The sequence below is a fragment of the Parashewanella spongiae genome (assembly GCF_004358345.1).
GTDB classification, from domain to species: domain Bacteria; phylum Pseudomonadota; class Gammaproteobacteria; order Enterobacterales; family Shewanellaceae; genus Parashewanella; species Parashewanella spongiae.
In genome coordinates, this window is record NZ_CP037952.1 from 2077470 (window position 1) to 2088794 (window position 11325).

The following is an 11325-nucleotide window of genomic DNA, read 5'->3' on the forward strand; positions in this document are numbered from 1 at the left end:
CTTTAAGCTTTTGATAGCTCAAGTTTCAACGTATTAATGAACTCTACAGAGTAATCGAGGGTGAATCTTTATTGCCCGACTACAATTACAGTCAGTTCATAACTGTTCGTTAATAGCATTTTCTGTTTGTCCAAAACGAGGGGAAGCAAAGTTGGCTGGTTTCAGATTGGGTTTTGATTTTGATTCTAGCTCTGGTTCAGGTTTTTCTATTATATCCCAATAGCTTAACTCAATTTGAAAGTTAATAAAGACAACCAAAGGATGTTGAGCTTGTAGCTCTTTGAATTTTCGATTAGGTTCTTCTCTGCCTTTTAGAAAAGCTTGAGTCGCTTTACCATTCATAAACCGGACTTGATAACTGATAATTCCACATAATGTAGATTCACAGGGAAATGTTACATCAGTGCCATTCTTTGCTTCAGGTTTTTTTTTTACTTCTTCTAATGCTTTAACACCTTCTGGCAGTAAAGAAAGAGTCTTATCTATCGCTATACTCATCGCTATGCCCCTCATTATTCAATCACATTAAACCTAAAAACATCAGTTGAACGCTGAGTATATGAGTAACTGTTTGAGCAATATGATGATTTTATCATCATGTTTTTCACCCAATGAGTGAAATGCTCTAGGCTCACAAGCTTACTAAACTGGCAGCGATCTGCGTTGTAACTTTTGCATGTAGAATAACTGCTTGCTGCAAGCCACGCCTTAATATAAGCCATTTTTTCTACGCTTGAGAACGCAGTTAACTGATGTTTCTAGGTTAAAAATAACAGTTTTGTTACTTACAAAATTTTCATGTTTGTTATTAAGGAAAGTTGCGGAAGAAAGTATACCGATGAGTTCTCGTCACTCCAGCGCAGGCTGAAGTCTAGTGCCTTTGCTTTTTCCTATAGAAAGTCACTGGATATCAGCCTTCGCTGGTATGACAAAGATTGGTACTTTCTAAATCGCTAGATCCCTAAATGAATTTTTGGTAACAAAATCTACCTGTTTTCATTTTAATATTAACGTAGTTAGCGCGTAACGATAGGCTTTTAAACTGGAATTAATCTTTTGTTTAATCGAAATTTAAATTATAAGGGCATTTGGTATGAGTTATGTGGATGAAACATTTTAACGGATCTTATACCTTGTAATCGGTTATTCATAAAAGTCGACTAAATTGAATTGGTATTACTTCGTTTCTACTTGCAAAATTTATAACGCAGTTAGCGGTGATTTTGGCTAGTACATGAATGTTCAGCACTCACCTGATGGGTGAATTCGGGTTGTTTAACTTTGTACTTAATTTCAATAGATTAAAGCCTAAATTGTGCGTTCAACCGGTTTATTTAGGTTCAAGGCGTAGTAGCGAAAAAATAGCAGGTTATTTCGAGCTGCTACAACGCTTAATCCTTATAAATAGCTGTGTTGTAGAGGTTTGCATACATAGTTCTCTGATTACCTATATTGCAACAAGGAAGGTTCAATGAAAATAGCCGTCGCTGGTCTCGGATACGTAGGGTTGTCTAATGCGATTTTGTTTGCACAGCATCATCAAGTTATAGCGTTTGATATTGATGCCGAAAGGGTGGATTTAGTTAATCATAAGTTTTCACCAATTGTTGATCATGATATCGCTTATTTCTTGCAACACGAGTCGTTAAATTTACAGGCCACTTCTTGCTCTAGAACAGCGTTTAGAGAGGCTGATTTCATTGTTGTTGCTACGCCAACTAACTATGATGACATTACACATGGCTTTGATACCTGCTCTGTCGAAACCGTGATTAACATGGTGATTGAAGTCAACCATTTTGCGACTATCATTATCAAATCCACCGTTCCAGTCGGTTATAGCGCTTCGCTTAATAAAAAGTTTAATTGTGATCGTATTATTTTCTCACCTGAGTTTTTACGAGAAGGAAAGGCATTACATGATAATTTATATCCTAGTAGGATTATTGTGGGTGAGCGTTCTGATCGGGCACAGCTATTTGCAGATTTGATGCTTGAAGCAGCCAAGAAAGAGGGCGTTCCCGTTTTACTTACAAACTCAACAGAAGCTGAGGCCGTAAAACTCTTTTCAAATACATACCTTGCAATGCGTGTCGCTTATTTTAACGAGCTTGATACTTACGCTGAAATGCATGGATTAGAAACAGAGCAAATAATTAATGGTGTTTGTTTAGATCCAAGAGTGGGCGAAGGTTATAACAATCCATCATTTGGATATGGCGGTTACTGCTTACCTAAAGATACGAAGCAGTTGTTAGCGAATTATAAAGACGTGCCAAATAATATGATCTCCGCGATAGTAAAAGCGAATGTTACTCGAAAAGATCATATTGCTGATGAAGTCGTTGCTCGCAACCCCAAAGTCGTAGGAATTTATCGACTGGTAATGAAGGCTGATTCCGATAATTTTCGATCATCAGCGGTTCAAGGAATAATGAAACGTATTAAAGCAAAAGGCATTGAAGTGCTTGTTTATGAGCCGCAGCTGACAGAAAGCACTTTTTTTAATTCGAAGCTCGTGAATGATATTGAGTTGTTTAAACGATTATCGGACGTCATAGTGGCGAACAGGTTTGCAGCAGAACTCGCAGATGTTGAAAGTAAAGTGTATTCCAGAGATATATTTCATACCGATTAATTTATTCAGCCTTTGAAGTATTTGCTCCCTACATATAGAATGCGCGACAAATAGTGATTAGAGACAAGTTTATGCGCATTGCCTTAGGTATCGAGTATTACGGCAACAATTATTTTGGTTGGCAAAGGCAGAGAGAAGTAGACTCTGTTCAAGCTCAGCTTGAAAAAGCCTTATCCAAAGTGGCTAATGAGCCTATTCAAGTTCAATGTGCAGGCCGAACCGACTCTGGCGTTCATGCGACAGGGCAAGTTGTTCATTTTGAAACAACAGCAGAAAGAAAACTCAGCGCATGGACCTTAGGTGTCAATGCCAGTTTGCCAGATGATATTGCTGTTCGCTGGGTGAAAGAAGTTGATGAGAGCTTTCACGCTCGTTTTACCGCCACAGCAAGGCGTTATCGTTACGTGATTTATAACCATAACTTGCGGCCTGGTATATTAAGACATGGCGTGAGTCATTACTCCGGTGAAATCGACGAACAAAAAATGAATGAAGCCGCGCAGCAATTACTGGGTGAGAATGATTTTACCAGTTTTAGAGCTGTTCAATGCCAATCTAAAACCCCTTTTAGAAATTTGCACCATATCAAAGTAAGTCGCCAAGGCATGTATGTGGTGGTGGACATTGCGGCTAATGCTTTTTTGCATCACATGGTGCGCAATATTGTTGGCTCTTTGCTTGAAATTGGTCTAGGACGTCAACCAATGGATTGGATGAAAATTCTGTTGGAACTTAAAGATAGAGATCAAGCGGCGGCTACAGCCAAAGCTGAAGGGTTGTATTTGGTGGATGTCACTTATCCAGAGCGTTATGAATTACCAAAACTAGCGCTCGGTCCACTATTTTTTGTTGACTAATCGAGGCTTTCTAATGGCAAAATCTACACTTGGCGCCCATTCAACTCTTCAAGAATGGCTTGATTACATCTTTGCAAAGCATCCGACTGAAATAGATATGGGTACAGTCAGGGTTTCTAGCGTTGCCAAGCGCATGTCTTTAATGGAGTTATCACCAGCTAAAGTTATTACCGTTGCGGGAACAAATGGTAAAGGCAGCACCTGTGCATTGTTAGATAGCATTTTGAGGCAATCTGGGCAAAAAGTCGGTGTATACAGCTCTCCGCACTTAATTCGGTTTAATGAACGTATCATAATTAATGGTGAGGAAGTAAGCGATAGCCAACTCATTGAAGCCTTTGTGGCGATTGAAACAGCCCGCGAAGAAATCTCTCTAACTTTTTTTGAGTACGCGACGCTAACCGGATTGTACTTATTTAAAGCGGCTAACCTTGATACTATCTTGCTTGAAGTGGGGCTTGGTGGACGTTTAGATGCCACCAATATTGTCGATGCCGATATCAGTGTAATCACTTCGATCGATTTAGATCATCAAGAATATTTAGGTAATACACGCACAGTGGTGGCTCTTGAAAAAATGGGCATATGTCGTGAAAATCGTCCAGCCATTATTGGTGAACCAAACTTTCCTCCATTAGCCATGCAGCAATTGAAAGCAACGGGCATAGCTCCTTTTATTGTTGGAGAAAACTTTACATACATTCAACAAGCTTTTCATTGGCAATATCAAGGGAAGCGTACCATAAGCGAGATTGCTCTGCCTCAGTTGCCGTTACCAAATGCCGCGACAGCGATTGCAGTAGTAGAACATTATTTACCTGATTTGGACGAAGGAATCATTCGTAAAGGTATAGAGGCTGCAAAGGTGGCAGGGCGGTTAGAAGTAGTCAGTGAAGCACCTTTGGTTTTGTTGGATGTTGCTCACAACCCTCATGCCGCTCGTTATTTGAATCAACAATTACAACAATACTCAGGAAAACGACTTTTTGCTTTATGCGGTATGCTTAAAGATAAAGATTACTCATCGGTGCTTAATTTATTATCTAAAACCATTCATCATTGGTCTTTCGTTACTTTGGATGAAGCCCGTGGTGCAAGTGCTTTAGAGCTATTAAAATCCTTGCCTAAAACGGCGTCAGCTGATTGTTATGATGAAATGAATGAAGCTTGGGAAAATTTACAACAACAAATATCTGCGGATGATGTGGTAATTGTGTTCGGGTCATTTTACACTGTAGCAGGCTTTAAGCTAATAATGAGTAAAGGATAAACTGTGTCGAATCAATTTCAGAATCGTTTAGTCGGTACAATCGTTGTCGTTGCCCTCGGGGTGATTTTTTTGCCTGATATGCTTGATGGCAAAAAGCCTCGGCAAGAAGAAAACTTTTCTGAAATTCCTTTACGTCCAGCATTTAGTGGTGACATTAACAAAAACAATAGTGAAGTGATTGGGGCTATTGAGTTGCCTCAGCCTGAAACCGTTGACTCAACTCAACCTGAAAGCTCGACAACGGAGGTTGTTAATTCTGAACCCGTCAAAACAAAATCGACGCCTAAAAAAATAGAAGTGGGATTTACTTTACAGTTGGGTAGTTTTAAAAATGCCGCCAATGTAAACGCCCTCGTTAAAAAATTACGTAAATCGGGTTTTCCTGCTTATACACTACCAAAAATTCCAGTTGATAAGGAGTTGACCAAAGTTTTTGTTGGGCCAAATGTCTCGAAAGAAAAGTTAATTGCTATTCAAGCTCAAGTTTTAAAGCAAACAGGGCTTAAAGGAAGAGTGATAACCTATAACCCATTAGAAAGAAAATAAGATAATATCTCTTGACTGACTTATGCCTATTAATTCTATTCGTTTTATTGTTTTAACATTGGTCATTAGTTAATACTTTAAAGTAGTTATACTTCAGAGTTCTGATATTATGAAAGCACTACTTTTGAGTTTTATGTTATTGGTCGGTCATATAAACTTGGTTTTTGCTGAAAGTCATAGTGACTGTGTTCAGACATTTAAACAAATAAACTACCAATCGAAATATAAACAATTTTGTATTACAGACGAGCGACCAGAGTTATATACTTTTAACGACGCCGAACCAATCAAAATTGCATCAATAATTATCCCAAAAAATAGAGCAGCTAGGCTGTGTATACGAAATGATTCGGATGGTGATAAGTTGTGTCAAACGTTTTTAGAATCGCAGACACATCTACCAGAAAAATTCCAACAGATGGTGATTGAGCTTAACGTTCTCAAGTTCACCCCGAAAGATTTTTATATGGCTATTGATGCAGACCCACAATATCCGTGGACTTGTAAAACACATTACGAGAAATGTGATGATGAAATAAGGGCACAATTAGATAATAAAATTCGAGTTCAAAGTATCAATGATTTAAATAACAAACTCAAAGGAAAGCTTGCGGGTTTGATCACTAATGGAGATTTAACGGCTTTTGGTCATGACTGGCAACTTGAAAAATACCAAGAGTTTTATGAAAGAGATTTACAAGTTAATAATTATCCTGGGCTTGGAAATCATGACTATTCAGATAATGTTAATGATTGCTATGAAAACAACTGTGCAGAAAGAATGATTCATTACTTCATTGATAAAATTCAAAGCATTCCAGTACATTCTGACTTTAGTATAAGTGGAGCTTATTATAAATTCCCTTCTTATCGAAAAGATTACGATGGAAGCTTTGGCTATTCGTGGGATATTGGTAATGTTCATTTTGTACAATTAAATTATTACCCTACTTACGAAACAGAATGGAGCCTTTGGAATTTTGGTCATGCCAGAAGAGATTATTTTTATATTCGCTCGTCACTAAATTGGTTAGATCAAGACCTGACAAATGCAGAAGAACAGGGTAAAAAAACAATACTCAATTTTCATTCCTTAGATTTTACTAAAAATTCCGACTTTCAACACATACTAGAGAAGCATCCGGTTTCAGCAATATTCGCGGGGCATTATCATGTATGGAATGGTTATTTTAAAACAATCACTGCAAACAATAGATCAATACCAGTGTTTCAAAGTGCAGCGGCCTATAAAAAAAGGTATCTTTTAGTGCATTTTCAAGGTGACCGTTTTTCATTACAATCAGTGTGGAATAATGATGATGGAAGTTATAATCTGTTTGATATAGGAAGCTATATGTTGTAGTTCGTCTGATTGCTAAGGAAAATTACGGAAGAAAGTATACCGGTGAGTTCTCGTCACTCCAGCGCAGGCGGGAAACGAAGTAACGACAGTTTTGTATGTCGGTAGTCTAGGGGCTTTGCTTTTTCCTATAGAAAGTCGCTGGATACCAGCCTTCGCTGGTATGACAAAGATTGGTGCTTCTAAATCGCTAGCTCCCTAATAGAAATAAACAAACTTATTGTTAACTCTGAAAAGATTGCAAGCAGTCCAACCGACCCTAAAACGACGCCTAAAAAAATTGAAACGGGGTATATATTGCCGTTGGAGAGTTTTAAAAATGCTGCCAATGTAAACACGCTCGTTAAAAAATTACGTAAAGCTGGTTTTCCAGCTTATACATTGCCAAAAGTATCTGTTGATAAACAGTTAACCAAAGTCTTCGTTGGTACTAGGGGCTGTTGATCTTTCATGATTGTTTTTGCAGCGATAAATTGGTTATTTTATGCAAGGCAGAGTTTGTGAGATTTGGGTATTATCGACATACAAAACTGTCGTTACTTCGTTTCCAAATAAGAAAACGATAACGCAGCACCTTTGATTTAGAAAGAGCGACCAATTTACGCTCTCTCTTTTTTCGATGTTTTTGAGCATTCACTGTGTTGTGACCAGTTCACTTAGATGGCTAAGCATCACTGCTCACGCCTTGAACAGATAAATGCTCAAATAGCACAAAATTTAATCCTGAAAGATCAACAGCCCCTAATGTCTCGGAAGAAAAGTTAATTGTTATTCAAGCTCAAGTTTTAAAGCAAACAGGACTTAAAGGAAGAGTGATAACGTATAATCCATTAGAAAGAAAATAAGATAATACCTCTTGACTGACTTATACCTATTAATTCTATTTGTATAATTGTTTTTAAATTGGTTATTAGTTGATACTGACGCGGTTTGACTTTTTTGACTTTTTTGACTTTTTTGACTTTTTTGACTTTTTTGACTTTAGAGTTCTTATATTATGAAAGCATTACATTTGAGTTTTATTTTATTGGTAGGCCATATAAATTTTGTTCTTGCTGAAAATCACAGTGAGTGTGTTCAGGTATTTAAACAAATAAACTACCAATCGAAATATAAACAATTTTGCATTACAGACGAACGACCAGAGTTATATACTTTTAATGACACCGAACCAAGCAAGATTGCATCAATAATTATCCCAAAAAATAGAGCTGCTAGGCTATGTGTTCGAAATAATTCGGATGGTGATAAGTTGTGTCAAACGTTTTTAGAATCGCAGACACATCTACCAGAAAAATTCCAACAGAGGGTGATTGAGCTTAACGTTTTTAAGTTCATGCCGAACGATTTCTATATGGCTATTGATGCAGACACACAATATCCATGGGCTTGTGGTCCAAATCTAGAGGACTGTGATGATGAAATAAGAGCGCAACTAGATAATAAAATTCGAGTTCAAAGTATCAATGATTTAAATAACAAACTCAAAGGAAAGCTTGCGGGTTTGATCACTAATGGAGATTTAACGGCTTTTGGTCATGATTGGCAATTAGAAAAATTTCAAAAATTTTATGAAAGAGATTTACAAGTTAACAATTATCCTGGGCTTGGAAATCATGACTATTCAAATAATGTTAATGATTGTTATGAAAACAACTGTGCAGAAAGAATGATTCATTACCTCATTGATAAAATTCAAAACATCCCAGCAAACTCAGACTTTCGTATAAGTGGAACTTATTATAAATTCCCTTCTTTTCGAAAAGACTACGTTGGAAGCTTTGGCTATTCGTGGGATATTGGTAATGTTCATTTTGTTCAATTAAATTATCACCCTACATACGAAACAGAATGGAGCGTTTGGAATTTTGGTCATGCCAGAAGAGATTATTTTTACATTCGTTCGTCACTGAATTGGTTAGAACAAGACCTGACAAATGCAGAAGAACAGGGTAAAGCAATAATACTCAATTTTCATTCCTTGGATTTTATTAAAAATTCCGATTTTCAATATATATTGAAGAAACATCTGCATCAGGTTGCTGCAATATTTGCTGGGCATTATCATACATATAATGGTTTATATAGAATTATTGTAAATGGTATGTACTTACCAGTGTTTCTAAGTGCATCGGCCTATAGAAGAAAGTATCTTTTAGTACATTTTCAAGGTGACCATTTTTCAATACAGTCAGTGTGGAATAACGATGATGGAAGTTATAAGCTAGTAGATGATTTAGGAATCTATTTGTTGTAGTTCGTCTTATTGCTAATAAGTGCCTAATCAAATTTTTTCTCAAGAAGTCGTTAATTACAGGCGTTTCAGCCAGAAAAATATTCGATAAGATTTGACTGGTTACTTATAAACAAAAAAACTTATTGTTAAATGATAACAACAAACACGTTTATTATTTTTTGTAAACACTCTGTTTGCATTAATAAATGGTGAGCTTTTGTTAAAGCTCTGCTAAAATCTTGCCGTCAAAAAGCCCATTCAGGACTGCCCATTTAATGGTTTGGATCGATTACGCAATACTCGGCATTATCGGATTATCAACAATAATAAGTTTGATCCGAGGCTTCGCAAAAGAAGCCATGTCATTAGTCGTTTGGTTTGCTGCATTTTTTGTTGCTAGCCAGTTTTATTTAGATCTCGCCGTATTTCTCACTCAGTTACAAGATCAGGTGCTCCGTAATGGTATCGCCATTACGATTCTTTTTGTTACTACTTTGATTCTCGGCGCATTACTCAACTATTTACTCGGCCAACTTGTTTCAAAAACAGGGTTAACCGGAACCGATCGCGTTCTAGGTTTATGCTTTGGCGCTCTTAGAGGAGCACTGGTTGTGAGTGCATTATTATTTTTTATGGATGCTTTTACTGGCGCACCGAGCGCAGAATGGTGGAAAACCTCAAAATTAATCCCAGAATTTGGTGTTGTTATCCAGTGGTTTTTTAACTACTTGGAAACAACCTCTAGCTTTGTACCTAAATGAAAAACACTGCACTCATTCATTGAATTGTTCCAGAGAGAACGAGCAATCGTAGTGCAAGAGTATTAGAACATCTTAATATGAGGAAACACACCCATGTGCGGGATAGTCGGAATTGTTGGTCATTCTTCTGTTAACCAAACGATTTATGATTCATTAACAGTATTACAACACCGTGGTCAGGACGCTGCAGGTATTGTAACGGTCGATAAAAATGCATTTAGATTACGTAAAGCAAACGGCTTGGTAAAAGATGTCTTTGAAATTAAACACATGCAACGGCTACAAGGGAATGCAGGTATTGGGCATGTCCGATATCCAACCGCAGGCAGTTCAAGCTCGTCTGAAGCGCAGCCATTCTATGTGAATTCCCCTTTTGGTATTTCACTGGCTCATAACGGGAACTTAATTAATACCTTAGAGTTGTTAGAAGGCCTACAACGTAAGCGCCGTCATATTAACACTTCATCTGATTCAGAAATCTTGTTGAATCTATTGGCGGATGAACTACAACAAGTCAGCGGTTTGTCTTTGACTCCTGATGAAGTGTTCTTAGCGGTAAAGCAAGTTAATAAGAAAGCAAGTGGTGCTTATGCCGCGGTAGCAATGATTATTGGCCAAGGCTTAGTGGCATTTCGAGATCCTTATGGTATCCGTCCATTAGTGTTGGGTAAAAACGAAACTGAAAACGGCACTGAATACATGGTCGCATCAGAGTCAGTAGCGCTTGACGCTGTTGGATTTGAAGTGATCCGCGATGTTGCACCGGGTGAAGCCATTTATGTTGATTTAGAAGGTAACTTGCATACCAGAATGTGCACAAACATTCAGCAGCACGCACCTTGTATCTTCGAGTTTGTGTATTTTGCTCGCCCTGATTCATCCATTGATAAAATGTCTGTATACGCGACACGACTGAATATGGGCACTAAATTAGGCGCTAAAATCAAACATGAGTGGGATGAGCACGACATTGACGTAGTAATACCGATTCCTGAAACTTCTTGTGATGTTGCATTGCAAATAGCCAAAACGCTTGATTTACCATACCGCCAAGGTTTTGTGAAAAACCGTTATATTGGGCGTACTTTTATTATGCCGGGCCAAGTGGAGCGCAAAAAGTCGGTTCGCCGTAAGTTGAATGCGATTGGAACAGAGTTTAAAGGCAAAAATGTATTGCTTGTAGATGATTCTATCGTCCGTGGCACAACGTCCGAGCAGATCATTGAAATGGCTCGTGAAGCTGGGGCTAAAAAGGTGTATTTTGCATCAGCAGCGCCTGAAGTCCGTTTCCCGAATGTATATGGGATTGATATGCCAACATCAGAAGAGTTAATCGCATACGGCCGTGAAGTGGATGAAATTGCTAAAATGATTGGTGCTGACGGCATGATTTTCCAAAATTTGGACGATTTAATCAGTGCTGTGAAAATGGAAAATCCTGAAATTGAGCAGTTTGATACTTCAGTGTTTGATGGCAAGTATGTTACAAGTGATGTTGATCAAGCTTATTTAGATCACTTAACTCAATTACGAAACGATGATGCTAAAGCTTCACGTGATCAAGATTTAGGTACCAATTTAGAGTTGCATAATGTTTGTCATCCTTAAGTAGATAAGCATTATTTGCTGCTTATTCTTGCAAATCAAATCTTAAATA

11 protein-coding genes are annotated in these 11325 nt (G+C 37.7%); 9 read left to right on the forward strand and 2 right to left on the reverse strand.

Annotated elements, in window-relative coordinates; all coding sequences use genetic code 11:
- Positions 1-96 precede the first annotated feature (96 nt).
- Positions 97-498, reverse strand: a complete 402-nt coding sequence (locus E2I05_RS07895) for a hypothetical protein (RefSeq protein WP_133309561.1) — start codon at positions 496-498, stop codon at positions 97-99.
- 14 nt (positions 499-512) lie between these two features.
- Positions 513-722: a hypothetical protein gene (locus E2I05_RS07900; protein ID WP_121852921.1), complete on the reverse strand. Its 210-nt coding sequence runs from the start codon at positions 720-722 to the stop codon at positions 513-515.
- A 749-nt stretch (positions 723-1471) separates the two neighbouring features.
- On the opposite strand from E2I05_RS07900, the gene E2I05_RS07905 reads away from it, so the two are divergent.
- From E2I05_RS07905 to purF, 9 genes are all read left to right on the forward strand, one after another.
- Positions 1472-2638: a nucleotide sugar dehydrogenase gene (locus tag E2I05_RS07905; protein WP_121852920.1), complete on the forward strand. Its 1167-nt coding sequence runs from the start codon at positions 1472-1474 to the stop codon at positions 2636-2638.
- Positions 2639-2709: 71 nt separating this feature from the next.
- Complete coding sequence (truA, locus tag E2I05_RS07910) at positions 2710-3495, forward strand: tRNA pseudouridine(38-40) synthase TruA (RefSeq protein WP_121852919.1); 786 nt, start codon at positions 2710-2712, stop codon at positions 3493-3495.
- Between the two features lie 13 nt (positions 3496-3508).
- Entirely contained in the window at positions 3509-4765 is a 1257-nt protein-coding gene (gene folC, locus E2I05_RS07915) for a bifunctional tetrahydrofolate synthase/dihydrofolate synthase (protein WP_121852918.1), read from the forward strand.
- Positions 4766-4768: 3 nt separating this feature from the next.
- The gene (locus E2I05_RS07920) at positions 4769-5311 is read left to right on the forward strand and encodes an SPOR domain-containing protein (protein ID WP_121852917.1); all 543 of its coding nucleotides are present in this window, start codon (positions 4769-4771) and stop codon (positions 5309-5311) included.
- 109 nt (positions 5312-5420) lie between these two features.
- Positions 5421-6674 carry a metallophosphoesterase gene (locus E2I05_RS07925; RefSeq protein ID WP_121852916.1) on the forward strand — a complete coding sequence of 418 codons (1254 nt, stop codon included), beginning with the start codon at positions 5421-5423 and terminating at the stop codon, positions 6672-6674.
- A gap of 294 nt (positions 6675-6968) precedes the next feature.
- Positions 6969-7115: an SPOR domain-containing protein gene (locus E2I05_RS22490; RefSeq protein ID WP_279387028.1), complete on the forward strand. Its 147-nt coding sequence runs from the start codon at positions 6969-6971 to the stop codon at positions 7113-7115.
- A gap of 553 nt (positions 7116-7668) precedes the next feature.
- Entirely contained in the window at positions 7669-8928 is a 1260-nt protein-coding gene (locus E2I05_RS07935) for a hypothetical protein (RefSeq protein ID WP_121852914.1), read from the forward strand.
- A gap of 254 nt (positions 8929-9182) precedes the next feature.
- Positions 9183-9668 (forward strand): CvpA family protein, encoded by a 486-nt coding sequence (locus E2I05_RS07940; RefSeq protein ID WP_121852913.1) that lies wholly within the window; start codon positions 9183-9185, stop codon positions 9666-9668.
- A gap of 93 nt (positions 9669-9761) precedes the next feature.
- Positions 9762-11276, forward strand: coding sequence for an amidophosphoribosyltransferase (gene purF, locus E2I05_RS07945; protein WP_121852912.1), 1515 nt, complete (start codon positions 9762-9764; stop codon positions 11274-11276).
- Positions 11277-11325: the final 49 nt, after the last annotated feature.

Bases quoted from the DNA above. Each gene is read 5' to 3' on its own strand.
- truA (WP_121852919.1), top strand. From the start codon at position 2,710: ATGCGCATTGCCTTAGGTATCGAGTATTACGGCAACAATTATTTTGGT.
- purF (WP_121852912.1), top strand. From the start codon at position 9,762: ATGTGCGGGATAGTCGGAATTGTTGGTCATTCTTCTGTTAACCAAACG.
- E2I05_RS07925 (WP_121852916.1), top strand. From the start codon at position 5,421: ATGAAAGCACTACTTTTGAGTTTTATGTTATTGGTCGGTCATATAAAC.
- E2I05_RS07940 (WP_121852913.1), top strand. From the start codon at position 9,183: ATGGTTTGGATCGATTACGCAATACTCGGCATTATCGGATTATCAACA.
- E2I05_RS07900 (WP_121852921.1), bottom strand. From the start codon at position 722: ATGGCTTATATTAAGGCGTGGCTTGCAGCAAGCAGTTATTCTACATGC.
- folC (WP_121852918.1), top strand. From the start codon at position 3,509: ATGGCAAAATCTACACTTGGCGCCCATTCAACTCTTCAAGAATGGCTT.
- E2I05_RS07905 (WP_121852920.1), top strand. From the start codon at position 1,472: ATGAAAATAGCCGTCGCTGGTCTCGGATACGTAGGGTTGTCTAATGCG.
- E2I05_RS07935 (WP_121852914.1), top strand. From the start codon at position 7,669: ATGAAAGCATTACATTTGAGTTTTATTTTATTGGTAGGCCATATAAAT.
- E2I05_RS07895 (WP_133309561.1), bottom strand. From the start codon at position 498: ATGAGTATAGCGATAGATAAGACTCTTTCTTTACTGCCAGAAGGTGTT.